Source organism: Mesoterricola sediminis, from assembly GCF_030295425.1.
Taxonomy (GTDB): domain Bacteria; phylum Acidobacteriota; class Holophagae; order Holophagales; family Holophagaceae; genus Mesoterricola; species Mesoterricola sediminis.
In genome coordinates this window covers 1,540,561-1,567,101 of record NZ_AP027081.1, presented here as the reverse complement: position 1 = coordinate 1,567,101, position 26,541 = coordinate 1,540,561, and the positions used below count along the sequence as shown (strand labels likewise).

The window sequence follows — 26,541 nt, the reverse complement described above, 5'->3', positions numbered from 1 at the left end:
TCTATCGGCCCGAGGGCGACGCCTCCTCTTTCTTCTCGGCGGGGGCGGCTTCCTCCGGCAGGAGGGCCTCCGCGGGGAAGGGCCACAGCGGCGTCCGCTGGGGGCGGATCTGGCGCTGGGCCAGCCAGGACGTCAGGGCCGGCCGGGGCGGGCGGTAGAGGGCCAGGTCCTGGGGCGACACCAGGGCCACGGAGCCGTCGGGGGCGATCGCGAGGCCGGACAGGGTCACCCGCTTGAGGTCGCCGAGGTCCACGCCGTGGAGCGTGTCCAGGGGGCGCTCAGGGTGTTCCTCGCCGGGCTCCAGGGCGAAGAGGCCCCCCTCCCCCACCCCCAGCACGCGCCCGTCGGGGGCCTGGGCCAGCTGATTGAGGAAGTGGCTGCTCACCTGCTCCAGGCGCAGCTTCGCCGAACCGCCCCCGGTCCGCGCCCCCAGGAGCCGGAAGACCCCCTCCCCCGGGCCGGAACTGGCGTCGTTGCAGAACCACAGGGAGCCGTCCCGGTTCCAGAGGAGGGAGACGGGAACGAAGGCCGGGGTCTCCTCCCCCGCCCCGTCCAGGAAGGCCCCCTCCGCGAGCCCCTCCACGAGGACGTGCTCCTCCCAGGTTCCGGCCGTGAGCCGCGCGATGCGCCCCTCGGAGGCCGCGTACACGTGGCCCGCGGGGTCCACCGCCACCCCCGTGAAGGCGCGGCCCTCGGCGATCACCTCCAGGGTCTTGAGGTCGGCGGAGATCCGGCAGATGCGCTCCAGGCCGCCGTCGGAGACGTAGAGGGCCCCTTCGGCGTCCACGGCGATTGCGTTGGGCGCGAAGAACGCGCCGCTGAACCGGTCCGCGTGCCGCCCCCCGAGGCGGAGGACGCGGTCCTTGGCCGCCAGGGCCCCGCCGCCCACGACGAGGACCTGGCCATTCACCTGGTCCACGACCAGGAGGGTCCCATCGGGCCGCACGGCCAGGGATTCGGCGGCCTGCCCCCCCTCCCCGAGGATGGGCCAGAACGCGAGGCGGCGCGCCAGGTCCCCCTGGCCGTCCTCGTACCAGGCGGCCACCTTGAGGGGGAACCGGGGCGGGTCCCCGGCGGCCCTGCGGGGGGGCTTGGCCTTCAGGACTCGGACGGCGTGGCGGCGCGACCCGGTCCGGTCCCCGCTCGGCCAGGTCTCGTCCAGGTACACCAGGAGGCTGCCCGAGGGACCGGCCTGGAGCCCCAGGGGCACCCCCAGGCCCTCGGGGAAGGCCGCCTCCAGGGGGATGGGCGAGGCGCACCCCCCGGGGTCCACGTGGAGGAGGGTGGACCCCAGCAGCAGGGCGGTGCCCGTGGGCAGCGGGGCCAGGGCGATCCGGGCCTCGGGCAGCCCCGTGATCGCCCGGAAGGGCCGCTGGGGAACCGTCCGCGCCTTCCCCACCCGGACGATGCGGTCGTAGCCGTGGTGGCGGACCAGGACCCAGAGGTCGGCGCCCTGGGCGGCCATGGCCAGGACCTGCACGGCGCCCTCCTGGTCCGGGTCCGGCAGGAGGTCGCGGAAGCGGCACAGGCGCTCCGGCGTCGCCGGGCTCCGGTCGGTGGGGATCCGCCAGATCCAGGCCTCCCCGGCGTCGGCGGCGTACAGGAGGCCCCCCTCGCCCCAGGCGAGGGGCCCCAGGGCCTCGGTCCCGCCGCCCGGCAGGGTCACGGTGGTGAGGCCTCCCTTTTCCGTGTCCAGCACCGCCAGGGTCCGGTCGGGATCCGGCCAGGCCACCCCGGTGTCCCCCAGGACGGCCTCGGTGGTCCAGGGCGCGTCGGGGTCCGCCTCCGGCAGGCTCCGGACGGCGAGGGGGGTCCGGTCCGCGTAGACCTCCAGCCAGGGCTGGGTCCGCCCCCACATCACCCGGAGCTCGCCCCGGGGCCCCAGGGCGGCGGCCATGGGCCGGGCGGCCCCCCGGCGGCTGCGATCCGGGTGGACCTCGCCCTCGACCGTGAAGGGCCATCCTTCGGGCGCCCCCTTGGTCTCCGCCGGTCCCGGGGTGTCCGCCGGCAGACAGTCCCCCGCGGCCAGGGCCAGGCTGAGGCCCGTCTGGGCCTCCCGGTAGGGGAAGGGGCGGACCGTGGCCGTCCCGAGCTGGGTGCTCAGCCGCTCCAGGTCCTCGGCGGACCAGAGCCGGGTGTCGATCCGCTCCAGGGCCACGCGGCTCCCGTCGGTCCGGGTGAAGGCGAAGGGCGGCTCGAAGCGGATGACCTCGGCGCAGGCGGTCGGGGCGAGCAGGAGGCCCAGGAAGAGGCGCGGGGCCCAGGGGGAGGGGGGGCGCTGGCGGGAGGACCGGGGCATGGGTCGACCTCTGGTATGATCTATTAATAGATGATCCCGCCGACCCGCGGGTTCCCTCGCCCGCCAGAAAGGTCCGTCCGGTGACCTCCGGCCATTCACCGATCCCCTCCCGGCGTTCGCCGAATCGCGGCCCCCGGCGCGGGGTCTGCCCCGTAACTTGGGTGCAGGGAGAAGGATCCGATGGATGTCCTGCAAGGTATCAACCCGTGCTGCCCCGCCCTCCTGTGGTGGCTCTCGGCGCTGCTGACACCGTCCCTTTTGGCGCTCCTTCCCATGTCCAGCGCCCAAAAGAGCGGACGGTCCTGACGATCTGATAGGCTGAAAGGGAGACCTGCATGAACCTCCACGACGACCCCAACGCCCCTCCGGCCCCTACGACCCGCCTGTGGCTGGGCATCGCGATCATCGTCTTCGGGATCCTGGCCCTGCTGGACAACATGCCCTTCTTCCAGGGCCACGACTTCGTCCGCACCCTCTGGCCCCTCATCCTCATCATCATCGGCGTCGGCAAGCTGAGCCGGAGCCGGGACGACAAGGGCATCGGCGGCTACGTCCTCATCGCGGCCGGCGCCTTTTTCCTCGTTCATAACCTCACCGACGGCAACATCTCCGAGCTCTTCGGGCCCCTCGTCATCGTCGCCCTGGGCGTCTTCGTCGTCATGAAGGCCCTGCGCCGGAACCGGGGCGTCCCCCCCGAACTGGCCGCCAGCGACGCCTTCGTCTCCAGCACGGCGGTGTTCAGCGGCACCAAGCGCCGGGTGGTGGGCCAGGACTTCAAGGGCGCCGAGCTGACGGCCATCTTCGGCGGCTTCGAGCTGGACCTGCGCCAGGCGGCCCTCGAGGCCCCCCAGGTCCGGATCGACACCTTCGTCCTCTTCGGGGGCGGCGAGATCAAGGTGCCCCAGGGCTGGGCGGTCACCATGAAGGGTTCGGCCATCGTCGGCGGCTTCGACGACAAGACCCTCCACCTGCCCTCCGGGGAGGGCGCCCCCAGGGTGCACCTGGTGATCACCGGGATGGTGCTCTTCGGCGGCCTCGTCGTCTCCAACTGACGTGAACCCCATCCTCGCCAATTCCGCGCGCACGGGGACCTACCTCCTGGGGTGGGTCCCCATCGCCGCCCTCCTGGTCCTCGTCGCCAAGAGCCAGGGCTGGCCCCTCCTCGAGGCCCTGGTCCTGGTCCTGCCCCTCTGCCTCATCGGGGCCTTCCTCTTCCTGTCCTCGTGGTACCTCTGCCGCGCCCTGCCCCTGCCCGCGGAGAACATGAGCGGCCGCTGGACGGCATGGATGGCCGCCGCGGGCATCCTCGCCGCCATCTGGGCGGCCGCCGCCCAGGGCCTCGCCTGGGGCCTGGGCCACATCCACCTCCTGTCGGGCCTGTACGACCGCACCCGGGCCTCCCTGGCCACCCTCCTGGGCCTGGGGGCGGTGCTCTACCTGGCCGTGCTCACCCTCCACTACCTGATCGACGCCATGGAGCGCAACAAGGCCGCCGAGGCGCGGGAGGCGGAGATGCGCATCCTGGCCCAGGACGCGGAGCTCCGGGCCCTGCGGGCCCAGCTCAACCCCCACTTCCTGTTCAACAGCCTCAATTCCATCAGCGCCCTGACCACCCTCGACCCGGCCCGGGCGCGCACCATGTGCATCCTGCTCTCCGATTTCCTCCGGGGCAGCCTGCGCCTGGGCGAAAAGCGCCTCGTGACGCTGGCGGAGGAGGTGGGCCTCCTCAAGTCCTACCTCTCCATCGAGCAGATCCGCTTCGGCGAGCGCCTCCAGGTCGCCTGGGAGATCGGGCCCGGCACGGAGGGCGAGGAGATCCCCGCCCTGCTCCTGCAGCCGCTGGTGGAGAACGCCATCAAGCACGGCATCGCGGGCCTGCCCGAGGGCGGGATCGTGCGCGTCGCCTCCCGCCGGGAGGGGAACGCGCTGGAGCTGCGGGTCGAGAACCCCGTGGACGAGGACACCCCGCCGGCGGAAGGCCTGGGGCTGGGCCTGCGCCAGGTGCGCTCCCGGCTGCAGATGCGCTTCGGCGACCGCATGCGCTTCGAGGCCGGCGTGGCGGAAGGCGTCCACAGGGTCCTGATGGTCTTCCCGGCCAAATCGGAGGTCCAGCCATGAGCGAACGCACCTACACCGCCATCATCGTCGACGACGAGGACCTGGCCCGCGCCGTGGTCGCCGAGCACCTCGCCGTCCACCCCGAGATCCGCGTCGTCGCCAGCTGTCCCAACGGCTTCGAGGCCGTGAAGGCCTGCGCCGAGCACCGCCCCGACCTCATGTTCCTGGACATCCAGATGCCCAAGCTCACGGGCTTCGAGGTGCTGGAGATCCTGGACCCCCAGCCCACCGTCGTCTTCATCACCGCGTACGACCAGCACGCCCTCAAGGCCTTCGAGGTCCACGCCGTGGACTACCTCCTCAAGCCCTTCAGCGCCGACCGCTTCGAGGAGGCCCTCGTGCGCGCCAAGGCGCGCTGCGACCAGGGCGACGCCACCGGCCCCCAGCCCACGGTCCTCCACGACGCGGCCCGCAGCGATTGGCCCCTGGACCGCCTCGTCGTCAAGGACGGGGCCAAGGTCTCCCTCGTCCCCCTGGCCAAGCTGGACTACGTGCAGGCCCAGGACGACTACGTCCTCCTCAAGACCGCCGAGAAGAGCCACCTGAAGCAGCAGACCATCTCCAGCCTGGAGCAGCGCCTGGACCCCAAGCGCTTCCTGCGCATCCACCGCAGCTTCATCATCCAGCTGGACCGCCTCGCGCGCCTGGAGCAGACCCCCAGCGAGAGCTGGGTGGCCGTCCTCACCGACGGCAACCGCCTCCCCGTCAGCAAGAGCGGCTACGCCCGCCTCAAGACGGTGCTGGACCAGAGCCTCTAGGCTGTGTTCGGAATCTATAGATTAGATAAATAGTTAACTTGTACTCATACGTAAAGGCTCGTACACCACGAATTTTCCTGGGGTAACGATGCCGAGAAGTTTCCTGACCGATGCCATGTGGGCAAAGCTTGAACCGCTCCTTCCGCCAGAGCGTGGAGGGATGGGGCGATCCCGTCACCCCAACCGTCCCATGGTGGAGGCGATCCTGTGGAGGCACAGGACTGGGGCGCCGTGGAGGGACCTGCCGGAGGAATTTGGACCTTGGAGAAGCGTGTACACGCGATTTGAGGCCTGGACCAAGCGCGGCGTGTGGCAAAGGATCCTGGAGTTCCTGCGCAAGGAAGCCGACCTGGAGTGGGTCATGCCGGATGGCACCATCCTTCGCGCTCATCAACCTTCAGCAGGCAAAAGGGGGGGCTCTGGAACCAGGCGCTCGGACGATCTCGGGGTGGATGCTCGACCAAGATCCATTTGATCTGCGATGCCCACGGTAATCCTTTGGATTTCCTGGTCACTCCGGGGCAAGCCCATGAAAGCCGGTCTGCTGAAGGATTGCTGTGCGGTTGGCAGGCAGAGTACGTGTTCGGAGATCGGGCCTACGATGGGAACCCGGTAAGGAAGGCGATCGAGGCCATGGGTGCGACAGCCGTCATCCCACCTCATCCCCGGCGCAAGAATCCGGCGGCCTGGGACTCACACCTATACAAGGCCCGCCATGCCATCGAGCATGGGTTCGCCAAGCTCAAACAGTTCAGGGCGCTGGCCACCAGGTTCGACAAAACGGCGCGAAGTTTCTCAGCCCAGGTGGCTTTGGCCTGCATCGTGATCTGGCTGAGGCTATGAGCGGAGGGTGACAAGCGTTCCGGATCCTCATTGATCCTATGAAACGCGGAGGCGCGGAGGATCTCGCAGAGGGTCGCGGAGGAAAGCGCTCCTGGAACCTGCCACCTCCCAATGACACGTCCCAACGGGAGGCGTGATGGGAAGGCATTGGGGAGAGGTCGACGGGGAGGATCATCCGCACAAGGAGATCACCCAGGCCATCATCGGGGAGGCCATCGAGATCCAGAAGGCTCTGGGGCACGGACTCCTGGAAGATCCCTACAAGGTCTGTCTGGCGCACTCCCTGAGACTGGCCGGCCATAAGGTGAAGCGGGAGGTTTTCCTGGATATCGAGTGGAGGGGGCTTGTGGGCTTGATCCTTTCTCCGCGAGCCTCAGCGAGATCCTCCGCGCCTCCGCGTTCCAATAGGATGCTGCGAATGCGCGGCGCCATCAGGCACTGCAGCACAGACTCACTATTCCAGCTCCTCCATGCTCCGGCACGGATGGGTATTAGCCATTACTATCCTAGATTACGAACACAGCCTAGCTCATTCCAGGAAGGTGACCCAGTCCGCGAGGGGCGCGCGCTCGGTGCGCAGGCGGTTCTCGGGGGCCGCCGGATCGGCGTGGCCCAGGGACATGCCGCAGACCACGCCGTGGCCCGCGGGCAGGTCCAGTTCCTCGGCGATGACGCGGTGCCAGCGGATGAAGGCGGCCTGGGGGCAGGTGTCCAGGCCCCGGGCCTTGGCGGCGAGCATCACGTTCTGCAGGAACATGCCGTAGTCCAGGTAGCTGCCCTGGGCCATCACCCCGTCGAGGGTGAAGATCAGGCCCACCGGCGCCCCGAAGAAGCCGTAGTTGCGCTCGAACTGGGCCTGCATGCGCGCGGTGTCGCCCTTCGGGATGCCCAGGAGGGCGTAGAGGTCGAAGCCCACCTTCCGCCGGCGCTCCAGGTAGGGCGAGACCCAGGTGGTCGGGTAGTAGGCGTAGGGCTCCTGGTGGGCGGCGGCCGCCTCCGGATCCCGGACCACGGCCAGGATCCGCTCGCTCAGGCGCTTCAGGCGCGCGCCGGTCAGCACGTGCACCCTCCAGGGCTGGGTGTTGGTGCCGGAGGGGGCGCGGGAGGCCGCCGCGAGGATGGCCTCCACTTCCGCCCGGGGCACCGGGGTGTCCAGGAAGGCCCGGCAGGAATACCGGCTCGACATGATCTGGTCCAGGGCGGCCTGGAGGGGCGTGTCCATGGGGCGACTCCACGCGGGGACTCCCATCGTATCCCCATCACCCCCGCTTTCTGAGGGCGTAGATGATCACCTCGCCGTAGAAGGGCACCACCCCGCGCATGTCCCGCGGGAGCCGCCGGGTCAGCCAGGGCCGGAGCAGATCGTAGTACCAGCGCCGCTTGGCCCGATTGACCGTGATCTCCAGGACCTCCAGGTCCAGGTCCCGGATCAGGCCCCGCATGAACACCATGTCGATGGCGTGCAGGTGCCCGGAATCCCGCGCCGCGGCGCTCACGGGGTTGAAGTAGCGGTGGTACCCGTGCGTGAACATGCTCCGGCGGGAGCGGAAGCTGTCCACGTTGGGGGTGCTGAGGACGAGGGTGCCCCCCGGCCTGAGGACCCGGTGGCACTCCCGGAGGAAGAAGGAGGGGTTCTCGAAGTGCTCGATGCCCTCGATGGACACGAAGGCGTCCACGGAGGCGTCGGCGAAGGGCAGCCGCGCGTTCGCGTCGGCCTTCAGCCAGGCGCCCGGGTCCCCCAGGAAGGGCTCGTTCCGCGCGAGGTCCGCCGGGACCACGTCGGCGCCCAGGGCCAGCAGGTCCCGGGAGAAGGCCCCCGCCCCGCAGGGCAGGTCCACGATCCGGGCCCCCGCCAGCGGCCCGCAGTGCGCGCGGACCACCTCCAGGACCCGCGCGTGGGTGTTCCGGGCGGCAGCATGCACAGGCCAGCGGTGGGGGGGCGTCCGGGTTCCGGTTTCCTGCGGCACGGGACCTCCGAAAAATTAATTATTAAATAAATCCCCGCCCCTGCCCAGGGTGAAAGCGCGGCCTCCGGGCGGCCCGGAAACCCCGCTCGCGCCTCGGGCCGCGGCTGCAAGAGAACTTCAGTTACTATTATTATTAGCTATATCAACCTGGATCCGATCCATCCAAGCCTTCGGATCGGAATCCGGAGGCCTCCTTCGAACCCTAGAAACATATATGATGATTTTATCATTCCCCTTCCTCCCGATCCCGCGATCGTCAACGAAAAGCCAGGGTCGAAGGTCGCAGGTTGGCCATGAACCCTGGCCAGGGCGCCGGGTGCCTGGAACGCGATGTCAGGGACGTCCCGCAACCCGACCCACGATCCATCCCGGCGCTGGCCCTGCTGCAACAGGGATCAGCCCAGACGGAGGGGATGGAATGGGATGGCTTCGCCAACAAGCTGCCCCTTCACCCACGTCAGGGAACACCTTGGGTCCGCCGACGGCGCCTAGGCGGGCCGGCCCACGCGCCCATCGGGGCGGGCGCCCCGGACGTAGCCGGCGGTCAGACACACCCGGCCTTCGGCGGTGCGCACGGCGAGGCGGCCGTCCTCCAGCCAGGCCTCGCAGCGCCCCGCGCCCCCTTCCCAGGCGAGGGCATCCTCCGGCTCCGGCCACTGGAAGGCGGGGGGACGGACCACGTCCAGGTCCTCCCACAGGTCCAGCACCTCCCGGGCGAGGCGCGCCGGATCAGGCACCGGGCCCGGCGCCAGGTCGGCCAGGGCGGCCGGAGGGATGGCCCGGCCGGGGATGGCCGGGGCGCGGTGGAGGTTCACGCCCACGCCAAGGAGCAACCGGCCGCCCCGCACCGCCCCCAGGATGCCGCCCAGCTTGACCAGGCTGCCTTCTTTCCAGGCGACCAGGTCGTTGGGCCACTTGAGGCCCAGGGGCAGCCCGCAGGGCTCCAGGGCCTCGATCACCGCCCCCATGGCCCGCTGGAGGAGGATGCCCGGCGCCAGGGGCGCCACGGGCAGGGCGGCGCTGAGCCACAGGCCCGCCCCGGGCGCGCTTTCCCAGCCGTTCCCCCCCTGCCCCCGCCCCTGGGTCTGCTCCCCGGCGGTCACGCCGCAGAAGCCCAGCTCCGGGTGGCGCTCCAGGAAGGCCTGGGTCGAGTCCACCGTGGCGAGGCGGAGGAGGGTCAGGGTCACTTTCCGGCCTTCCGGTTCTTGAGCCAGAGGATGCGCAGGCCGTCCAGGGTGAGGTCGGGGGCCACCACGCCGATGTGCTGGCTGGACGCGGCGATGACCTTGGCCAGGCCACCGGTGGCCACCACGCGGGCGCCGGGGTACTCGGCCAGGAGGCGCGCCAGGATGCCGTCCACCTGGCCCACGTAGCCGTAGAACAGGCCCGACTGCATGGCCTGGACGGTGCTCTTGCCCACCAGCCGCTCGGGCTCGGCGATCTCCACCCGCGGCAGCCGGGAGGCCCGCTGGAAGAGGGCCTCGGCGCTGATCTTGAGGCCGGGGCAGATGATGCCGCCCAGGTACTCCCGGCGCTCGTTCACCACATCGAAGGTGGTGGCGGTGCCGAAGTCCACGGCGATGAGGGGGGTCCCGTACAGCTCCAGGCCCGCCACGGCGTTGACGATGCGGTCGGCGCCCAGCTCGGCGGGGTTGTCCAGGAGGACCTTGAGGCCCGTGCGGATGCCGGGCTCGATCCACAGGGGCTCGGCCTTGAAGTAGACCCGCGCCCAGGCGTCCAGCACCGGGTGCAGGGGCGGCACCACGCTGGAGATGACCACGTGCTTCACCTGGTCGGCTTCGATGGCGTTGTGGCGCAGGAGCGCCAGACTGGAGAGGCCGTACTCGTCCACCGTCCGCTCACGGCTGGTCGCCAGGCGCCAGCTGTGCACCAGCGGCGCGTCCTCGCCCCGGTCCAGATCGTAGATCCCCAGGACGATGTTGGTGTTGCCCACATCCACGGCCAGCAGAAGGCTCATAATCACTCCGCCTTCCAGAATGGCCCACGGGGGGGCTCCCGATCAACCTTGGCCGCCCAGGTCCCCCAGCCCCTCGAAGCGGCCCGCCTCGCCCTCCCACCGCAGGCGGAGGCCCCCGGTCCGCAGCCGCGCGAGGATCTCCCGGACCTCGGCCGCCGGCAGGGTCTGGGTCCGGTGGAAGGCCACCTCCCGGCCCCCCAGCCCGGGCACATCCACCCGGGTCTCCACGGTCACCGCCAGGCCCGCCTCGTCCCGGCGCCGCTCCAGGAGGGCCTCCAGCTCGGCGATGCGCCCGGGATGGTAGTGGGCCTCCGCGCGCGGCGCCCCGAAGGTGCAGAACCGGTAGGGTTCGCCGGGACGGGCCGCCCCCTCCAGGCCCCCCACCAGGTAGGTGGGCAACTTCTTGGTCCCCCCGGGCACGGGGATCCAGAAGGCCAGGACCAGGGTCGGCGCCCCGATCACCGCCGTCCGGGGCGGCGGCTGGGGCGCTTCCACGATGAGGACCGGCCAGGGCGCCGCGGCGGGCAGGATGCCGCCCGCCAACAGGAAAACGATGCGTCGCACGATGGCCATCCCGGCCCCCCCTGGGGACCCGGCCCCAGGGTTAAGATAAATAATTAATTCAGTCCGTCAAGGACCGCCGTCTTCAGGCCACGGGGGGCGTGTGGATCCCCTCCCGCCAGTGCTTGCGGCAGAGGGCGGTGTAGCTGTCGTTGCCGCCGATGAGGATCTGGGGCCCCTCCAGCACGACGTGGCCGTCCACGATCCGGGCGTTCATGATCGCCTTCTTGCCGCACCAGCAGATGGTCTTCAGCTCCTCGATGCGGTCCGCCAGGGCCAGCAGGGCCGCGGAACCGGGGAACAGCTCGCCGCGGAAGTCGGAGCGGAGGCCGAAGCACATGACCGGGATGCCGGTCCGGTCGGAAAGGTCGCAGAACTGCTCCACCTGCCGGCGGGTGAGGAACTGGGCCTCGTCCACCAGGATGCAGGCGGGCCGACCCTGGCGGGCCTTGGTGCGCTCGAAGAGTTCGTCGATGTCCGTGTCCGGCTTGATCAGCTCGTCCACCGGCGCGTCCAGTCCGATGCGGGCATGGATGAGGTTGGCCCCGTCCCGGGTGTCCACGCTGGGCTTGAAGAGGAAGACGCTCTGGTGGCGCTCCTGGTAGTTGTAGCGGACGGTGAGCACCTGGATGCTCTTTCCGGCGTTCATGGCGCCGTAGCGGAAGAAGACCGACACCCTCGTACCTCCCTGGCATTCGAAGGTTCAAGTATAGCGGCCGGGCCCGGTCTCCGGGACGCGGCGCCTACTTGGACGCCTCTTCCAGGGCCGTCTGGGCCTGCTCCCATTCGCTCATGGCGTAGGCCAGCTCGGTTTCCAGCTGCTTCTGGGCGTCCAGCTTGGCGCTGAAGGTCTCCCACTGGGCCGGGTCCGTGACGGCCAGCTCCTGGGCGAGGACGGCGAGCCGGCCCTCCAGGTCGGCCACCTGGGCCTCCGCCTCCTGCACCTTCCGCTCCCAGCGCCGGAGGGTCTTCTGGCGCTCGCGGTCGATGGGCTGGGGCTTGGCGGGGGGCGCGGGGGCCTTGTCCGCCGCCTTCGGCTTGGGCTCGGCCTTGCGGCGCTGGGGCGCCTCCTCGGGCTCGGCCGGCGCTTCCACGTCCTGGTCGATGTCCAGGTCCACCCACGCCTGGTTGTCCTCGTAGCCGCCCTCCTTGAACTCCGCCCGGCCCTCGTGGACCCGGAGGATGCTGTCCGCCACGCGGCCCAGCAGGTAGCGGTCGTGGGTGACCAGGACCACGGCGCCGGTGAAGCTGAGGATCGTGTCCTCCATGGCCTCCATGCTGTGGATGTCCATGTGGTTGGTGGGCTCGTCCAGGAGCAGCAGGTTGACGCCCTCGCGGATCAGGGTCGCCACGGACAGGCGGGCGCGCTCGCCCCCGGAGAGCACCGTGACCGGCTTGTCCACGTCGTCGCCCCGGAACTGGAACTTGGCGAGGAAGCCCAGGACGTCCTGCTTGGGCGCCAGGGGGATCACGGCCTGGATCTGCTGGAAGACGGTGTTGCGGGGATCCAGGTTGCGGTGGTGCTGGTCGAAGTAGCCCAGCTTCACCTGGCTCCCGAGGCGGCTGCCGCCCGTGAGGTACGGGATCTCGCCGGCGATGGCCTTCAGCAGGGTGGACTTGCCCGTCCCGTTGAGGCCCACGATGGCCAGCTTCTGGCCCCGCTTCACCTGGAAGTGGTCCAGGGGCTCGAACAGGGGCGTCCCGTCCCAGCCCACGCTGGCCTTGTCCAGGACGAGGGCGGTGTCGCCGCTGCGCTGGGTCTCGGCGAAGGTGAACTTGATGCGCCGGCGGTCCCGCAGGGGCTTCTCCAGCCGCTGCAGCTTGGCCAGGTGGGTGCGACGCCCCCTAGCCTGCTTGGTATCCTGGCCCGCGATGTTGCGCCGGATGTACTCCTCCTGGCGCTTGATGTACTCCTGCTGGCGCTCGAAGTGCCGTTCGGCGATCTCCAGCTCCTGTTCCTTCTTCTCGATGAAATCGGTGTAGTTGCCCTCGTAGACCCGGGAGCGCCCCAGCTCGATCTCCAGGATGCTGGTGGCGATGCGGTCCAGGAAGTAGCGATCGTGGCTGATGACGGCCACCGTGGCGCTGGTGCCGTTGATGAAGGACTCCAGCCAGCGCAGGCTCGGCAGGTCCAGGTGGTTCGTGGGCTCGTCCAGGAGCAGCAGGTCCTGGCCCTGGAGGATGGCCTTGGCCAGCATCACGCGGCTCTTCTGGCCGCCGGAGAGTTCGTGGACGTTCTTCTCCAGCAGGTCGGGCCCGAAGCCCAGGGCGAACAGGATGCCCTCGGCCCGCGCGCGGATGGTGAAGCCGTCCAGACGTTCGAAAGCTTCCTGGACCGCCTGGTAGCGGGCCATGATCGCCTCGAGGTCGGCCCCGGGCTCGCCCATGCGGTGCTCCAGGTCGCGCATCTCGTGCTGGAGCGCCTCCACGTCCCCGAAGGCCGCCAGGGCCTCCTCCAGGATGCTGCCATCCGTGGCGGGTTCCAGGTCCTGGGCGTAGTGGCCCATGCGGATGCCGCGCTCGGCGGTGGGACGCACCACCGTCCCCTTGTCCAGCTCCAACTGGCCCAGGAGGACCTTGAAAACGGTGGACTTGCCCGCGCCGTTGCGCCCGATGACGCCCCAGCACGCGTCCTCCTGGATCGACCAGGTGACATCCTTCAGCACCTCGTGGGGGCCGAAACTCAGAAAGGCGTGATTGAGGCTGGCGAGCATCCGGGATCAACAAGAAAAAGAGGCCACCGGGTGGTGGCCTCGTGTTTTGGTGGAGCTAAGCGGGATCGAACCGCTGACCTCTTGCATGCCATGCAAGCGCTCTCCCAGCTGAGCTATAGCCCCGGGGGAAGTATTAATCTTGCCACGGGTTGGGGAAAAAGGCAAGGGAAAAATCACGGGGCCAATCGGAGGCGCTGACCCTCCGTGATCTTGTTGCCCCGCACCTTGTTCCACTTGCGGAGCTTGTCCACGTCCAGGCCGTACCGGGTGGCGATGGCGTAGAGGGTTTCGCCGCGCTTCACCAGGTGGGTGCGGGGCCGCGGATCCTCGGCGGCGCGGGAGGCGGGCCGGGTCGCCGCGGGCTGGGGCTCCGCGGTGCGGGCCGCGGCCGGCCGCGGCCGGGTGACGGAGGCGGGAAGGGCCGGCAGCGCATCCGCATCGGCCGCCTTCTCCGCCACCCCGGGGCGGGGTTCGGGCTGGGCGGGGATGGGCTGGGGTGGCGCCTGCTGCGGCGCGGGCTGGGCGGGGACCGGCTGGGGTGGCGCCGGCTGAGGCGCGGGCGGGGCGGGAACGGCCTCGGTGGGCACCTCGGCGGGCGCGCCGGACGCGGGGGTTCCCGCGCCCACCTTGGCGGGCTCGGGCGCCGAGGCCGGAATGGCGGGCAGGGCCTCCAGGGGCCGGTCCTCGATGCGGTTCTCGCGCGCCACGTGGGTCTGCAGGTCGCGGTTGTCGATGGGCAGGGGCGACGGCGGCGGGACCTTGATGGTGCGGCCGGGCTTGAACTGGGCCTTCTTGAGGTCGTTGGCGTCCAGCAGGTCGTCCGGGGCCATGTTGAAGCGCGCGGCCACCTTCGCCAGCGTGTCGCCCTTGCGGATCTTGTAGCTCTTGAAGTCCAGGCGCTGGCTGGCGGGAATGCGCGCCAGGGCCCGCGCGGTGGCGCCGCTGAGGCCCGGCGGCACGCGCAGGGCGTAGCGCCCCGGGGGCGTCGTCGCGCGCAGCAGCTCGGGATTCAGGTCCTTGAGGGACTCCACGTCCGTGCCCGCGAAGCGCGAGAGCACGGCGAGGCTCGTCATGCGGTCCACATCCACGGTCTCGTAGGCGTAGGGGGTGAGCTGGTCCACCTTGAGGCCGTACCTGGCCGGGTCCTTGCCGATGAGGATGGCGGCGCACAGCTCGGGCACGTAGTTCTTGGTCTGGTTCCGCAGCCACCGGCTCCGGGCCATGTCCCAGAAATTGCGGGTGCCCAGGTTCTGGATGGCGCGCTCGGTGGTGAGCGGCCCCGCGTTGTAGCCCGCCAGGGCGAGGTACCAGTCGCCGCTGGTCTCGTAGAGGCGCCGCAGGTAGCGGGCCGAGGCCCGGGTCGCCTTGACCGGGTCGCGCCGCTCCTCGACCCAGGCGTTCCCGTTCAGGCCGTAGATGCGCCCCGTGGAGCGGATGAACTGCCACATGCCCACCGCCTTGGCGTAGCTGCGGGCGGTGTTGAGGAAGCCGGACTCGATGACCGCGAGGTAGGCCAGGTCCTGGGGGATGCCCTCCTCCGCGAAGATCTGCCGGGCCATCGGGAGCCACTGGGTGGCGCGGGTGAGCGTGCGCTCCATGAACCCGCGCTTCTCGTGGGTGAAGGCGTGGACCCAGGCGAGGACCTTCTCGTTGAGGTCGATGGGGAAATCGTAGGTGACGCCGCTTTCGGCCTGGCGCACCTGCTCCAGCTCCGCGCGCAGCGCCTCGCCCGACAGGGGCACCACCTCGGCGGCATCCTTGAGGCCGGGATCGGCGCCCTCGGGACCCTGCTCGCTGTCGGGCAGGTGCTGCTCCAGCTCCTGCAGGCGGGCCAGGAGGGCCGCCACCTCCGGGGAGGCGAGGTCCTCGTCGGACCAGTCGGCGACCATCACCTCGGCCTCTTCGGCCCGGTTGTAGGCGCCGTCCCAGTCCTTCTCGGCCAGGGCGTTCTCGCCCTGCTCGATGAGGGATTTCAGGCGCGCGACGTCGGGACGGCCCTTGGCGGCGGTCCGGGGCGGCGCGGACAATGCGGACGCGAAGGCGCCGGGGACGATCGTCCCCAGCGCCCCCGCGACGAGGAGGGCCGCGATCCGGTCACGGACGCGCCTGCGGCCTTCCTGGGTCAGGAACGGCACTCAGTGGCTCTCGGCGCTGACCAGGGCCTCGTAGGCCTTGGCGTCCAGGAGCTCGGGGTTGAGGTCGCCGGCGACCTTGACCTTGAGCATCCAGCCCTTGCCGTAGGGATCCTCGTTCACGAACTCGGGGTGGCCCTCGAGCTCGCCGTTGACCTCGATCACCTCGCAGGCGGTGGGGATGAAGATCTCGGAGACCGTCTTCACGGACTCGACGGTGCCGAACTCCTCGCCGGTGGCGAAGGTGGCCCCGACCTCGGGCATGTCGACGAACACCACGTCGCCCAGGGCTTCCTGCGCGTAGTGGGTGATGCCGATCAGCGCGGTCCCGTCGCCCAGGGGCTTCAGGTACTCGTGGTTCTTGGTGTACTTGACGTCGGCGGGATACATGGTTCCTCCAGGGGTGAAAAGGGCCTACTTGGCACGCTTGTAGAAGGGGGTGGGGATGACTTCGGCCTCGCAGGCCTTGCCGCGGATGTCGATGAAGATCCGGCTGCCGACGGGGGCGTGGCTCACGGGCACGTAGGCGCAGCCGAGGTTGAAGCCGCAGGTGGTGCTGGGGGCGCCGCTGGTGACGTAGCCGACCTTCTTCCCGTCCAGGACGACGTCCATGTGGTCGCGGGCGATGTCGCGCTTCTCGAGCATCCGGAAGCCCACCAGCTTGCGGCTGAAGCCCTGCTCCTTGATCTTCGCGAGGGCCTCACGGCCGATGAAGTCGCCCTTCTGGAGCTTCACGATCCAGCCCAGGTCGGCCTCGAGGGCGTTGGTGGTGTCGTCGATCTCGTGGCCGTAGAGGGCCATCTTGGCCTCCAGGCGCAGCGTGTTGCGGCAGCCGAGGCCGGTGGGGATCAGGCCGTGGGCCTTACCGCTCTCCATGAGGGCGTTCCAGACGCCCACGGTCTCCTCGGTGGGGGCGTAGACCTCGAAGCCGTCCTCCCCGGTGTAGCCGGTGCGGGCGATCATCACGGGCAGACCCTTGAATGTGGCCGTGGCGAACCAGTAGTACTTGATCTGGCTCAGGTCGATGTCCACGAGGGGCTGCAGCACGTCCAGGGAGGCGGGGCCCTGCAGGGCCACCTGGCCGGTGTGATCGCTCTCGTTGGTGACCGTGACGTCCCAGCGGGCGGCGTGCGCCTTCACCCAGGCGAAGTCCTTGTCGATGTTGGAGGCGTTGACCACGAGCAGGAAGGTGTTGTCGTGGACCTTGTGGAGGAGCAGGTCGTCCACGAAGGTGCCCTGCTCGGTCAGGAAGGCGGTGTAGTGGATCTGGCCGTCAGCCAGCTTGGTGACGGCGTTGGGCGTCAGCCAGTCCAGGAAGGCCATGGCCTGGGGACCCTTCACCCAGATCTCGCCCATGTGGCTGACGTCGAAAAGGCCGACCTTCGAACGAACAGCCTGATGCTCGGTGATGATGCCCGTGGGGTACTGGACGGGCATGTCCCAACCACCGAAATCCACCATCTTGGCGCCGAGGGCGCGGTGGACCTCGTTGAGGGGGGTCTTCTTCAGCTCTGACATGGCTGCTCCCAGGTATGTGGATAAAGAATGAACGTGCCGGAACCTTGATTGTACCCAGGGCATTGCCCGTTTCACACCCGCGGTCGCCAAGGAAGCAGACCGGGCAGGTCCCAGCCCAGGCTCCACAAGCCCCCCGTCTCCTCCCGGGCCACCAGGGCCACCGCCTGGGGCAGGATCTCCACCCCCCCCTCCCGGGCCCGCGCCAGTTCCTCGGCGTAGGCCGGGTCGATCTCCCTGGCCGCGTCGAAGCCATCCACATCCCCCCGGTGCGCGAAGAAGACGATGGCCGCCCGGTGACCCAGCGCCACGGCGGCCCGCAGTTCCCGCAAGTGCTTGGCCCCCCGGGTGCTCACCGCATCGGGGAAGCAAGCGGTCGTGCCGATCCTCAGGGTGGTGTTCTTGACCTCGATGTAGACCTGCCGGCCCTCGGCGTCCAGGGCCAAGACATCGATCCGGCTGCCCTCCAGGCCGTATTTCCGTTCCGTGAGCACGGTGTGGAGGCCCGGCAGCCCGGGCAGCCGATCCTGGCGCGCCGCCTCGGCCACCACCCGGTTGGGCATCCCCGTCTCGACCCCCACCCAGGCCCCCTCCCGCAGGCAGGCCAGCCAGGTGTAGGGCAGTTTCCGGTCCGGGTTCCGGCTTGCCTCCAGGAGCACCCGGTCCCCCGGCGCCCAGCTGGTGGCCATGGTGCCGGTGTTCGTGCAGTGGGCCACCGCCGTCCCGCCCCCCTCCAGCTCCACGTCGGCCAGGAAGCGCTTGTATCGCCTCAGGATGGTGGCGGGGATGAGCCCCTTCTTCTCGATCAGCATGTGACGCCTCCGGACCCGCGGCCCACCCCAGTGTGCCGCAGGTCCGGGGGCGCGGGAGGCCTACCGGGGGGCGCCGACCCGGATGTCCTGCTGCGGGCCGAACGCGGCCCCCTGGACGAAGCGCACCCGGTAGGTCCCCTGGGGATAGGGGCCCAGGTGGAGGGGCCGGGCCTCCAGCAGGGGGACGACTTCCACCAGCACGTGCCCGGGGAAGCCGGGGGCCTTGCCCCCCACCCGGCGCTCGACGACCCACTCATGGGAAAGGCTCTCCAGGTTCCAGGCCTCGGGGCTGGGCAGGTCCAGGAACTGGGCGGGGGAGGCCGGGGCCTCGGCCTGCAGGTCCACGGGCGGCACGGGCGAGGAGCCCAGGTCGAAGACGGCCCCCAGCACCAGGTCGTGCCTGGCGGTGGGCGGGACGACGACCCGGTAGCGCAGGCCCGGCGGCACCGCGTCCAGGCGGAAGGCGCCGTCCGGCCCCGTCACGGCGGCCCGCACGATCCGGCAATCGGTGGGGCCCCCCTCCCGGTGATCCCGGTCCCGGGCGGGGGCCTGGAGGGTCACCCGGGCGTCGGCGATGGGCAGGCCGTTGCCGGCGTCCCGCAGGGTCCCCTGCACCACCCGGTAGCGGGTGACGTCCTGGAGGGCCAGGCCTTCCGCGGCCAGGGAGACGCGGGTCCGCCCGCGCTGGAGGGCGCGCCGGGGGTCCACGACCAGCTCAAGCTGGCTGGTCTCCCGCATCTCGACCCGCCAGGCGCCCTCCACGACGAGGGTCTCCGGGGCCATCAGCTCCTCTTCGGCGCCGGGGCGCACGAGGCGGTGGGCGGGGCCCAGGCGGAGCCGGACGGCCCGGTAGTCGCCGGTGGGGAGGGGCGCCGCGGCGAGGCACGGGGTGGCCTCGGCCCCGGTCAGGTCCACCTGGTGGAGCCGCGCCGCCTCGCTCACGGGCACCCAGGTCCCCGCGGGGGTCCGCACGTCCACGCCCGTCACCCGGAGGCGCATGGCCCCGGCGGAAGGACGGGACCCCTCGGCCCGGAGGGCCAGGGAGAGGGTGCCCTGCTCGGGGGCGGGCTGGCTCAGGTTGGGCATCTGGACGCCCGGGGCGTTGTCGTGGCCCTTGCATCCCAGCCCGGGCAGGGCGAGGAGGGGCAGGAGCAGAACCAGGGAACGGGCGGTAGGGCGCATGCGGCATCTCCAGCGCCCGATAGGGCGCGGTCTTGAGGTGCGCCCCGGGCGGGAAATGTTTAACGGCCGGACGTAATCCGCCTCACGCGGCCTTCGCCCCGCGCCCCAGGACGGCCAGGTAGAGCGCGAAGCACCCCGCCAAGGCGGGCATGGCCCGGCCGAGGCCCACCGCGTCCGTCAGGACCGAGCCCAGGATCGGACCGGCCATCATCCCCAGGGAGAAGGCGATGTTGAGGAGGGAGAAGACGGACCCGTAGTCCGTGCCGCCCTGGCGCTCCACCCGGGCGGCCATGGCGGGGCCGCAGGGGGACATGAGGCAGCTGCAGGTGCTTCCCATGACCAGCATGGCGAGGTACACCGCCGCCCGGGTCGGGAGGAGGGCCACCCCCAGGAGGAGCCCGGCGCCCAGGACGAGGCCCAGGCGGATGGGCTCGCCGGGGCCCCGCCGGTCCGTCCAGTGCCCGACGAAGGGGGAGGTGAAGGTGCTGGCCAGGGCGGCGAGGGTGAAGGCCAGGCCGATGGCCCGGGCGTCCATGCCCAGGTTCCGCGCCAGGTGGAGGGGGAGCACCGCCTCCAGCACGGCGCCCAGGCCCGCCCCCAGGGCCATGACGCCCGCGAAGGCGCGCACGGTGCCGTCCCGGAGGAGTCCCAGATAGCCTCGCCCCGAGGGCTGCGGCTCCGGGTCGGGCGGCAGGAGCGCCACCCGCACGAGGGCGTCCAGCACGGCGAGGCCCGCGGTGGCGAGGAAGGCGGCCCGGATGCCCCAGGCGCCCAGCATCCACCCCGCGAAGGAGGGGCCCAGGAACATGCCCAGGTTCGCGCAGGCGAAGACGGCGCTCATGGCCTTGCCGCGCTGGTCCGCGGGGAAGTGGTCCGCGACCATGGACAGGCCCGCCACCCAGGTGGCGGCGGCCGCGATGCCCTGGAGGACGCGCGCCAGGAGGAGCACGGGGTAGGTCCCCGCGAAGGCGAAGAGGAGGGTGGCCCCGCCGAAGGCCAGGAGGCCCCCCAGGAAAGGGCCGCGCCGCCCGCGCCGGTCCGACCAGGCCCCCAGCGGCAGGCAGGACAGGAGCAGCGCCGCGGCGTAGCTCCCGAAGAGCACCCCGAGCCGGGTCTGGCTCAGGCCGTGGAGCCGGGCGTACTCCGGCAGGAGGGGCGGGAGCATCGCGTACACGAGGGTGTCCGCGAAGAAGGCGAGCCCCACCACCAGGAGGGCGGCGCGCTTGGGGGCCAGCAGGCTCACGGCGCCTCCCCGAACCCCAGGGCGAGAATGCGGTCCAGGGCCTCCGGCAGATCGGCGGCGACGAGGTCGGCCAGGGCCGGGTCCACGCCCCGGCCGTAGCCGGTGAGCACCAGGGCGGCGCGGCACCCGGCGTTGCGGGCGGCGCCCAGGTCGATGGCCTTGTCTCCGATCATCCAGGACCGGGCCAGGTCCAGGCCCAGCTCCTCGGCGGCGCGCAGGAGCATGCCCGGGTTGGGCTTGCGGTCGGGATGGTCCGGGTGGGCGTAGTCGCCCACCCCGTCGGGGTGGTGCGGCGCCGCGTAGACCGCGTCCACCCGCGCGCCCTCCTCGGCGAGGAGGGCGCCGACGCGCGCGCTGACGGCGCGGAAGGCGTCCCAGCCGTACTTGCCCTTGCCGATCCCGGCCTGGTTGGTGACCACGACGACGGGGATCCCCAGGGCGTTGACCCGGGCCAGGGCCCGGGCCGATCCCGGCACGAGCACCACATCCTCCGGCCGGTGGAGGTAGCCCACCTCCTCGTTCAGGGTGCCGTCCCGGTCGATGAAGACGGCAGGCCGGGCGGATCCGTGGGCGGGCACTGAAGTCAAGGCAACCTCCTCCCCGCATCATGCCACAGGGACGGAGGGGCTACAGGACCGTGACGACCCCCGCCAGGATGCGGAACGGCCGCCCCTGCCCCGCCAGCGGCCCGCCGCAACCGGTCACCACCGCGCGGTACGCGCCCGCCGGCAGCCGGTCCAGGAAGAGGGGCTGGCCCGGCACCAGGGTCGCGGAGCGGATCCAAAGACCTTCCTCCCCCGTCCAGTCGTCCCCCATCCAGTACACCCGCAGCTCGCCGGTGGACCAGGCCCAGGGCCCCGGCTCCAGGCGGAGACCGCCCAGCTGGATCGTGGGCCGCGCCGTGAGCGCCGCCATGACCTGGCGCGCGCTCCGGGACACGGAGAGGGTCCCGCTCGCCGCCTGCGCGTAGGCCCGCGCGGGAAGGTCCGGCTGACACACGAGCCGGAAGGGCCGGTCCAGGGGCAGGCCGGGGATCACGAAGGCGCCGTCGGGACCGGTGAGCCCGGCGCCCAGCACCTCCCCGAAGCGCACCCGCCCGTCCAGGGCCGGCGGCTCCGGGGCCAGGGCCAACACCTGCACGCCGGGCAGGCCCTGGCCCGTCATCGGGTCGCGCACGGTCCCCGAGGCCGTGCCTTCCAGGACGGAAAAGCCGCCGCCCCCCGCCATCGCGCCGGCCACGGTGACCCCCCCCGGGCCGCCGCAGGCCAGGAGGAGGAGGGCCGAAAGCCCGGCCATCATGCGCACGTTGGGGCCATTCACCATGGAAGCTCCGCGGACCAGCCGCAGGATCTACATGCGCGAACCCGGCCAAGGGTTACGACCCGCTCGGATTTCCTGGCCGCCCAGGACCGCCGGGGATACGCGCGCTTCACGCGCATTCAGCCAGGCCATGGGTCCGCCGCCGCTACGGACCGACCCATGGCCTGGCTGAAGGGGATCGGTTGCCCACGCCCCCCTGCGCGCATCCTTGACGACGTCTAGAAGATCCCCTCGGCCCGGTTGTCCAGGGACAGCGTCTGGCCGGCCGTGATCGCGCCCTTGAACCAGGTTTCCGACGCCGACTCGACGCCGTTCAGCATCTGGGTTCTCCGCACCTGGAAGACGTAATCGCCCGCGTGGAGATGGTCCAGGGTCAGGGTGGCGCCCGCCACGCCCGAGGCCCGGCGCGCCAGGATCCCCTCCTGGCCCCCCGTTGCCGAGGCGACGACGTGGTACGCGCTCAGGGTGATGCTCCAGGGACTGGTGCTCGGAATGGCCATGGAGGCGCTGCCGACCTGGTCGGTCGAGTTGGCCTCGAGGTTCTGCACCCGGATGAGCCGGCCATCGGTGAACTGCATGACCATGCTGGCGCTCAGGTCGTAGGAGGCCGCGTCCGTGAAGGGCATGGCGGCGACCCGGTAGGACCTTTCCACCGGGATTCCCGACAGCTTGTAGGCCCCCGCGGCATCGGTCGTCGCCTCGGCGAGGATGGCGCCGGTCAGGGGGATGCCGAACTGGGTGTCCGACTGGGACCCGAGCGCCCGCACGACCACGCCCGCCAGGGCCGCTCCGGTGGCCTTGTCACTGAGGACGCCCGAGGTCGTGCCCATGGGAACCGGGAGGGGAGGCGCCGGATTGGGATCGGAGGTGCCCGAACTGCTCCCTTGGGTGATGGTGCTGCTGTTGGTGCCTCCACAAGCGAGCAGGAAGAGGCTGGCAAGGCCGCCGACGAGGAGGAGGGAAGGGTGACGCATGCGGGCTCCGGGAGGTTGACTCACCCATGCATGCACCGAACGGGGCAAAGGTTCATAAATATTTTATCGAACACGTCCCCTGGGAGGCGGGCCCAGCCCCCCCGGGCCGCTGCCGCCCTTCCGGCCCCCGCCTTTCGGCGCGGCCGCCTTCACCGGCAGCCGATCCGGGAGGCGCAAGGCTTTGTCCCCGGGCCTCCGGCCTGGCCCAACCGTCCGACCCACCGGATCTCATCAACCCGGAGTCGAAGGCCTCAGCCACCGCCAGGGCGCAGAGGAAAAGCTCAAGGCAGGTTCGCCTTCAACCCCGGGTTGAGGCCGCCCGAATGGCTGCTAGGACAGTTCCTTCACCAGGGTCAGGGCGGACTGGCAGAGGCGCCGCACGCCCGGCACGAGGTCCAGGCTGGCCAGGGCCTTCTCCCCGACCCACTGGCCGCCGTCGGGAGGAATGGGCACCTGGTCCTCGGGGGCCCGGGTGCGCAGGAGGTGGGTCAGGTAGAGGCGCTGCTGCCCCTCCAGGCCCTCCAGCCGGAGGAGCCAGGGAGTGGGCAGCCGCGAGGTGCGCTCGTCGAAGACCACGGGCAGCCGGGACGGATCGTGGAAGCGGAAGGGGATCTTCCACGTGGCGTCGATCTGGGCCTGGAGCAGGGCCGGCGGCAGGAACCCAGGCGACCAGGGCACCTGGGGCGGCATGAGCAGGCCCCGGTGGGGGGTGTGGACGGAGGGCACGAGGAGCACGAAGGGCATCGCCGATCCGTGGACCAGGATGCCTTCGATGAACGTGGTCAGGTAGACCGGGCCCTCCGCCATCCTCACCTCCCGCCCTGGACGGCCAGATCCGCCAGGATGCGGTCCCGGGCCGCGATGACCTCGGCCACGAGGGCCTCGGGGGCGACCTTGCGGACCTCCTTGGTGCGGCGGTCCTTCAGTTCGACCACGCCGTCCTTGAGGCCCTTGGAGCCCACCATGACCCGGAGGGGGAAGCCCAGGAGGTCGGCGTCCTTGAACTTGGCCCCAGGGCTCATGCCCTCGCGGTCGTCGTGGAGCACCTCGAACCCGGCGGCCTCCAGCCCGGCCTCGAGCTTCTCGGCGGTGCCGCGCACCTCGGCGGAGCCGGGATCCAGGTCCAGCAGGTGGATCTGGTAGGGGGCGACGGGCCAGGGCCAGACGATGCCGTCGGCGTCGTAGTTCTGCTCGATGCAGGCGGCGATGGTGCGGGTGATGCCGATGCCGTAGCAGCCCATGACCATCGGGCGCTCCTTGCCCTGCTCATCGACGAACACGCAGTTCATGCTCTTGGAATACTTGGTGCCCAGCTTGAACACCTGGCCCACCTCGATGCCCCGGAAGGCCTGGTACCGGCCCTTGCCGCAGCGGGGGCAGAGGTCGCCCTCCTGCGCCAGGCGGAGGTCGGCGTAGCGGGCCATGGGGAGGTCGCGCTTCGGGTCGAACCCGAAGTGGTGGCCGGGGGCCTCGTTGGCCCCGCAGGTGAGGTTGACGGCCCCTTCGAGGCTGCGGTCCACCAGGTAGACCAGGCGGTCCTTGGGATCGGCGTGGAGCGCGGCGTGGCGGGTGCCGGGCCGGGGGATGGGCCCCAGGAAGCCCGCGGGGGCCCCGCAGAAGTCCTCCGCGTCGGGCATGGGCTGGAGATCGGCGGCTCCGACGGCGTTCTTCACCTTGACGGGGTTGAGCTCGTGGTCGCCGCGCAGGATGGCGGCGACGGCGATCCTGCGGCTGGGCTCGGCCTCGCCGGGGGTGAGGATCTCCGCCTCGAGCCAGTAGACCTTCGAGGTCTGGTGCAGGGGCATCCCGTCGTGCTCGGCGTCCTTGAAGGCCGCGGCCTGCTCCTCCATGGCCGTGACGCCCGGCGTCTGGAAATGGGCCGGCCGGAGGGGGAACGCGGCGCCGTGGTCGACGGGGTCGACGCGGGGGGCCTCGGTCTTCTCGACGTTGGAGGTGTATTCGCAGGCGTCGCAGCTGAGGATGCCGTCCTCGCCCGAGCCCGCCAGGACGTGGAACTCGTGGGTGAAGCTGCCGCCGATGGCGCCGCTGTCGGCCTCCACCGGGCGGAACTTGACGCCGAGGCGGCTGAAGATCCGCTTGTAGGCGTTGAACATCTCCCAGTAGCCGCGGTCCGCGTCGGCGTCGTCCACGTGGAAGGAGTAGCCGTCCTTCATGATGAACTCGCGGCCGCGCATGAGGCCGAAGCGGGGGCGGATCTCGTCGCGGAACTTGGTCTGGACCTGGAAGAGGTTCATGGGCAGCTGCTTGTAGCTGCGCACGTTGCGCCGGACGATGTCCGTGATGACCTCCTCGTGGGTGGGCCCGAGGCAGAAATCCGCGTCCTTGCGGTCCTTGAAGCGGAGCAGCTCCTTGCCGTAGAAGCTCCAGCGGGTGGACTCCTGCCAGAGTTCCGCGGGCTGCACGGTGGGCATGAGGAGTTCCTGGCACCCGTCCTTGGCCAACTCCTCGCGCACGATCTGCTCGAACTTGCGGATGCTGCGGAGGGCCAGCGGCAGGTAGTCGTAGATGCCGGCGGCGAGCTTCATGATCATGCCCGAGCGCATCATGAGCTGCTGGCTCACCACGTCGGCGTCCCGGGGCACCTCCCGGAGGGTCTGGATCAGCGCCTTGCTCTGCTTCATGGATATGTCCGATTCATGGCCGCCGGAGTGCGCCCCGGCCGGCGAAGTGGAAGGGATGGGGGGTTCAGGCCAACAGGCCGTTCACGAGCTGGCTGGCGGCCTTGCCGTCGAAGGCGCCGCCGTGCCGGGCCTGGAGCGCCTTCATCACGGCGCCCATGTCCTTGCGGCTCTGGGCGCCGGTGTCCTGGATGGCCTGGCGGACGGCGGCTTCCAGGGCGGGGCCCTCCAGCATGGCCGGGAGGAAGGTCCGGAGCACCTCGATCTCGGCGGCCTCCGCCGCGGCCCGCTCCGGGTAGCCGCCCCGGGTGAACTGCTCCACGCTGTCCTCGCGGCTCTTCACCAGGCGCTTGATCACGGCCAGCGCGTCGGCCTCGGTGAGGACCCCCTGGGGGCTCAGGCCCTTGGCGACGGCTTCGTTCTTGTAGGCGGCCAGGGCCATGCGCAGGACCCCCGTGCGGGGGGCGTCCTTGGCGAGCATGGCGGCCTTGAGTTCGGCTTGCAGGCGATCCAGCATGGGTTTGACTCCGAATCCTACATTATCCCATTCCCGGGCCGAAACCCCACCGCCCACGGGGACCGCTGGAAATAATCTGGTTGTGCCAACCTTGACAAGTGAAATAATGATGACTACCCAAGAGGCCGCCGCCCCATGAACGTCGCATTCATCAATCCTTTCATCGAGTCCACCCTTCGCAGCCTCGACATGATGGCCGGGATCCAGGCCGAAAAGACCGGGCTGGAGCTGAAGGAGGACCTGATCACCACGTACGACGTCTCGGCCATCATCGGGCTCACCGGCGAGACCTCCGGCTCCATCATCATCAGCATGCCCGCGGCCCTGGCCTGCAGGATCGCCTCCAACATGCTGATGGAGGAGATCAAGGACATGAACAAGAACGTCGAGGACGCCATCGGCGAGATCGGCAACATCGTGGTCGGCGACGCCCGGCGCAGCCTCATCCAGGACGGCCACCAGCTGAACATCTCGATCCCCACCGTCGTCATCGGCGTCGGCCACAAGATCAGCCGCAGCGGCGATGTCCCCTGCATCGCCATCCCCTTCTCCACCGAGTTCGGGGACTTCGAGGTCAACGTCGGCCTCCGGGAAAGCTAGGAGTCCGGCCGAGCCATCCGCGCGTCCCGGACGCGCGATGCCATGGCCGCCCTCCCCGGTACACGGAAAGGGCGCCCCTCGCGGGGCGCCCTTTCCGTGTCCGGCCTGGGCTGGACTACTTCTCGAACTTGATGACTTCGACGGGGCAGCCGGCGGCGGCGGCCTCGACCTGGCCTTCCAGGTCGCCCTCGATGGGGAAGGTCACATCGTCCTTGACGACGCAGGTGGTGTCGGTGACCAGGAAGACGTCGGGGCACTCGGCGTCGCAGGCGTTGCACACGATGCAGCCTTCTTCGATCCAAACCTTCGTGATGGCCATGGGTATCTCCTCAACAGGGGCCTCGGCCCCACCAGGTTGCGCTCCTTCAA

26 protein-coding genes, 1 tRNA gene and 1 pseudogene are annotated in these 26,541 nt (G+C 70.5%); 6 read left to right on the top strand and 22 right to left on the bottom strand.

Features of this window, described 5'->3' with window-relative positions:
- Nucleotide 1 precedes the first annotated feature (1 nt).
- On the bottom strand, nt 2–2,299 hold the full coding sequence (locus R2J75_RS06930; protein WP_316411374.1) for a hypothetical protein: 2,298 nt from the start codon (nt 2,297–2,299) through the stop codon (nt 2–4).
- A gap of 335 nt (nt 2,300–2,634) precedes the next feature.
- On the opposite strand from R2J75_RS06930, the gene R2J75_RS06925 reads away from it, so the two are divergent.
- The 5 genes and pseudogenes from R2J75_RS06925 to R2J75_RS19840 all read left to right on the top strand — a co-directional run.
- On the top strand, nt 2,635–3,351 hold the full coding sequence (locus R2J75_RS06925) for a LiaF transmembrane domain-containing protein (protein ID WP_243335681.1): 717 nt from the start codon (nt 2,635–2,637) through the stop codon (nt 3,349–3,351).
- Between the two features lies 1 nt (nt 3,352).
- A complete protein-coding gene (locus tag R2J75_RS06920) occupies nt 3,353–4,417 on the top strand; it encodes a sensor histidine kinase (protein WP_243335680.1) in 1,065 nt (354 codons plus the stop codon).
- Nucleotides 4,414–5,175: a LytR/AlgR family response regulator transcription factor gene (locus R2J75_RS06915; protein WP_243335678.1), complete on the top strand. Its 762-nt coding sequence runs from the start codon at nt 4,414–4,416 to the stop codon at nt 5,173–5,175. Before R2J75_RS06920 ends, R2J75_RS06915 begins: the two co-directional genes overlap by 4 nt.
- 88 nt (nt 5,176–5,263) lie before the next feature.
- Nucleotides 5,264–6,018, top strand: a protein-coding gene (locus R2J75_RS06910) for an IS5 family transposase (RefSeq protein WP_316411373.1) whose coding sequence is annotated in 2 segments (ribosomal slippage) — nt 5,264–5,597 and nt 5,597–6,018 — 756 coding nt in all. Because the reading frame shifts where the segments join, the coding sequence is not laid out codon by codon here.
- 136 nt (nt 6,019–6,154) lie between these two features.
- A pseudogene (locus R2J75_RS19840) lies at nt 6,155–6,349 on the top strand (GxxExxY protein); the annotation flags it as partial.
- A gap of 198 nt (nt 6,350–6,547) precedes the next feature.
- Here R2J75_RS19840 and R2J75_RS06905 read toward each other — a convergent pair.
- The 20 genes from R2J75_RS06905 to R2J75_RS06810 form a co-directional block, all read right to left on the bottom strand.
- Nucleotides 6,548–7,240: a nitroreductase gene (locus R2J75_RS06905; RefSeq protein WP_243335068.1), complete on the bottom strand. Its 693-nt coding sequence runs from the start codon at nt 7,238–7,240 to the stop codon at nt 6,548–6,550.
- A 37-nt stretch (nt 7,241–7,277) separates the two neighbouring features.
- Nucleotides 7,278–7,985 carry a class I SAM-dependent methyltransferase gene (locus R2J75_RS06900; RefSeq protein ID WP_316411372.1) on the bottom strand — a complete coding sequence of 236 codons (708 nt, stop codon included), beginning with the start codon at nt 7,983–7,985 and terminating at the stop codon, nt 7,278–7,280.
- Between the two features lie 488 nt (nt 7,986–8,473).
- Nucleotides 8,474–9,172, bottom strand: coding sequence for a biotin--[acetyl-CoA-carboxylase] ligase (locus R2J75_RS06895; RefSeq protein WP_243335064.1), 699 nt, complete (start codon nt 9,170–9,172; stop codon nt 8,474–8,476).
- Nucleotides 9,169–9,963, bottom strand: coding sequence for a type III pantothenate kinase (locus tag R2J75_RS06890; RefSeq protein WP_243335063.1), 795 nt, complete (start codon nt 9,961–9,963; stop codon nt 9,169–9,171). The genes R2J75_RS06895 and R2J75_RS06890 overlap by 4 nt, the downstream gene beginning before the upstream one ends.
- 42 nt (nt 9,964–10,005) lie before the next feature.
- Nucleotides 10,006–10,527 (bottom strand): hypothetical protein, encoded by a 522-nt coding sequence (locus tag R2J75_RS06885; protein ID WP_316411371.1) that lies wholly within the window; start codon nt 10,525–10,527, stop codon nt 10,006–10,008.
- 82 nt (nt 10,528–10,609) lie between these two features.
- Nucleotides 10,610–11,200 carry a thymidine kinase gene (locus R2J75_RS06880; protein ID WP_316411370.1) on the bottom strand — a complete coding sequence of 197 codons (591 nt, stop codon included), beginning with the start codon at nt 11,198–11,200 and terminating at the stop codon, nt 10,610–10,612.
- Between the two features lie 67 nt (nt 11,201–11,267).
- Nucleotides 11,268–13,238: an ABC-F family ATP-binding cassette domain-containing protein gene (locus R2J75_RS06875; protein WP_243335060.1), complete on the bottom strand. Its 1,971-nt coding sequence runs from the start codon at nt 13,236–13,238 to the stop codon at nt 11,268–11,270.
- Nucleotides 13,239–13,285: 47 nt separating this feature from the next.
- Nucleotides 13,286–13,361 (bottom strand) — tRNA-Ala (locus R2J75_RS06870).
- A 50-nt stretch (nt 13,362–13,411) separates the two neighbouring features.
- Nucleotides 13,412–15,373, bottom strand: coding sequence for a LysM peptidoglycan-binding domain-containing protein (locus R2J75_RS06865; RefSeq protein ID WP_316411369.1), 1,962 nt, complete (start codon nt 15,371–15,373; stop codon nt 13,412–13,414).
- Nucleotides 15,374–15,760, bottom strand: a complete 387-nt coding sequence (gene gcvH, locus R2J75_RS06860) for a glycine cleavage system protein GcvH (protein ID WP_243335058.1) — start codon at nt 15,758–15,760, stop codon at nt 15,374–15,376. It abuts the gene before it with no gap.
- Nucleotides 15,761–15,784: 24 nt separating this feature from the next.
- On the bottom strand, nt 15,785–16,888 hold the full coding sequence (gcvT, locus tag R2J75_RS06855) for a glycine cleavage system aminomethyltransferase GcvT (protein WP_243335057.1): 1,104 nt from the start codon (nt 16,886–16,888) through the stop codon (nt 15,785–15,787).
- A gap of 71 nt (nt 16,889–16,959) precedes the next feature.
- Nucleotides 16,960–17,697, bottom strand: a complete 738-nt coding sequence (sfsA, locus tag R2J75_RS06850; protein ID WP_243335056.1) for a DNA/RNA nuclease SfsA — start codon at nt 17,695–17,697, stop codon at nt 16,960–16,962.
- 60 nt (nt 17,698–17,757) lie between these two features.
- Nucleotides 17,758–18,879, bottom strand: coding sequence for a DUF4382 domain-containing protein (locus R2J75_RS06845; RefSeq protein ID WP_243335055.1), 1,122 nt, complete (start codon nt 18,877–18,879; stop codon nt 17,758–17,760).
- 82 nt (nt 18,880–18,961) lie between these two features.
- A complete protein-coding gene (locus R2J75_RS06840) occupies nt 18,962–20,122 on the bottom strand; it encodes an MFS transporter (protein ID WP_316411367.1) in 1,161 nt (386 codons plus the stop codon).
- Nucleotides 20,119–20,700 (bottom strand): D-glycero-alpha-D-manno-heptose-1,7-bisphosphate 7-phosphatase, encoded by a 582-nt coding sequence (locus R2J75_RS06835; RefSeq protein ID WP_243335070.1) that lies wholly within the window; start codon nt 20,698–20,700, stop codon nt 20,119–20,121. The genes R2J75_RS06840 and R2J75_RS06835 overlap by 4 nt, the downstream gene beginning before the upstream one ends.
- 49 nt (nt 20,701–20,749) lie before the next feature.
- Complete coding sequence (locus tag R2J75_RS06830) at nt 20,750–21,445, bottom strand: carboxypeptidase-like regulatory domain-containing protein (RefSeq protein ID WP_316411365.1); 696 nt, start codon at nt 21,443–21,445, stop codon at nt 20,750–20,752.
- Nucleotides 21,446–21,660: 215 nt separating this feature from the next.
- Entirely contained in the window at nt 21,661–22,416 is a 756-nt protein-coding gene (locus R2J75_RS06825) for a hypothetical protein (protein WP_316411364.1), read from the bottom strand.
- Between the two features lie 330 nt (nt 22,417–22,746).
- Complete coding sequence (locus R2J75_RS06820) at nt 22,747–23,223, bottom strand: hypothetical protein (RefSeq protein WP_243335051.1); 477 nt, start codon at nt 23,221–23,223, stop codon at nt 22,747–22,749.
- 2 nt (nt 23,224–23,225) lie between these two features.
- The gene (locus R2J75_RS06815; protein ID WP_243335049.1) at nt 23,226–25,058 is read right to left on the bottom strand and encodes a proline--tRNA ligase; all 1,833 of its coding nucleotides are present in this window, start codon (nt 25,056–25,058) and stop codon (nt 23,226–23,228) included.
- A gap of 64 nt (nt 25,059–25,122) precedes the next feature.
- Entirely contained in the window at nt 25,123–25,572 is a 450-nt protein-coding gene (locus R2J75_RS06810) for a GatB/YqeY domain-containing protein (protein WP_243335047.1), read from the bottom strand.
- A gap of 135 nt (nt 25,573–25,707) precedes the next feature.
- Between R2J75_RS06810 and R2J75_RS06805 the strand changes: the two genes are divergently transcribed.
- Nucleotides 25,708–26,172 (top strand): chemotaxis protein CheX, encoded by a 465-nt coding sequence (locus R2J75_RS06805; RefSeq protein WP_243335045.1) that lies wholly within the window; start codon nt 25,708–25,710, stop codon nt 26,170–26,172.
- Between the two features lie 115 nt (nt 26,173–26,287).
- On the opposite strand, the gene R2J75_RS06800 is transcribed toward R2J75_RS06805, so the two are convergent.
- Nucleotides 26,288–26,491 (bottom strand): ferredoxin, encoded by a 204-nt coding sequence (locus R2J75_RS06800; RefSeq protein ID WP_243335043.1) that lies wholly within the window; start codon nt 26,489–26,491, stop codon nt 26,288–26,290.
- Between the last annotated feature and the right edge of the window lie 50 nt (nt 26,492–26,541).

Coding starts and splice junctions, on each gene's coding strand:
- R2J75_RS06930 (WP_316411374.1), bottom strand. CDS start 2,299: ATGCCCCGGTCCTCCCGCCAGCGCCCCCCCTCCCCCTGGGCCCCGCGC.
- R2J75_RS06925 (WP_243335681.1), top strand. CDS start 2,635: ATGAACCTCCACGACGACCCCAACGCCCCTCCGGCCCCTACGACCCGC.
- R2J75_RS06915 (WP_243335678.1), top strand. CDS start 4,414: ATGAGCGAACGCACCTACACCGCCATCATCGTCGACGACGAGGACCTG.
- R2J75_RS06905 (WP_243335068.1), bottom strand. CDS start 7,240: ATGGACACGCCCCTCCAGGCCGCCCTGGACCAGATCATGTCGAGCCGG.
- R2J75_RS06890 (WP_243335063.1), bottom strand. CDS start 9,963: ATGAGCCTTCTGCTGGCCGTGGATGTGGGCAACACCAACATCGTCCTG.
- R2J75_RS06875 (WP_243335060.1), bottom strand. CDS start 13,238: ATGCTCGCCAGCCTCAATCACGCCTTTCTGAGTTTCGGCCCCCACGAG.
- gcvH (WP_243335058.1), bottom strand. CDS start 15,760: ATGTATCCCGCCGACGTCAAGTACACCAAGAACCACGAGTACCTGAAG.
- gcvT (WP_243335057.1), bottom strand. CDS start 16,888: ATGTCAGAGCTGAAGAAGACCCCCCTCAACGAGGTCCACCGCGCCCTC.
- sfsA (WP_243335056.1), bottom strand. CDS start 17,697: ATGCTGATCGAGAAGAAGGGGCTCATCCCCGCCACCATCCTGAGGCGA.
- R2J75_RS06845 (WP_243335055.1), bottom strand. CDS start 18,879: ATGCGCCCTACCGCCCGTTCCCTGGTTCTGCTCCTGCCCCTCCTCGCC.
- R2J75_RS06830 (WP_316411365.1), bottom strand. CDS start 21,445: ATGGTGAATGGCCCCAACGTGCGCATGATGGCCGGGCTTTCGGCCCTC.
- R2J75_RS06825 (WP_316411364.1), bottom strand. CDS start 22,416: ATGCGTCACCCTTCCCTCCTCCTCGTCGGCGGCCTTGCCAGCCTCTTC.
- R2J75_RS06820 (WP_243335051.1), bottom strand. CDS start 23,223: ATGGCGGAGGGCCCGGTCTACCTGACCACGTTCATCGAAGGCATCCTG.
- R2J75_RS06815 (WP_243335049.1), bottom strand. CDS start 25,058: ATGAAGCAGAGCAAGGCGCTGATCCAGACCCTCCGGGAGGTGCCCCGG.
- R2J75_RS06810 (WP_243335047.1), bottom strand. CDS start 25,572: ATGCTGGATCGCCTGCAAGCCGAACTCAAGGCCGCCATGCTCGCCAAG.
- R2J75_RS06805 (WP_243335045.1), top strand. CDS start 25,708: ATGAACGTCGCATTCATCAATCCTTTCATCGAGTCCACCCTTCGCAGC.
- R2J75_RS06800 (WP_243335043.1), bottom strand. CDS start 26,491: ATGGCCATCACGAAGGTTTGGATCGAAGAAGGCTGCATCGTGTGCAAC.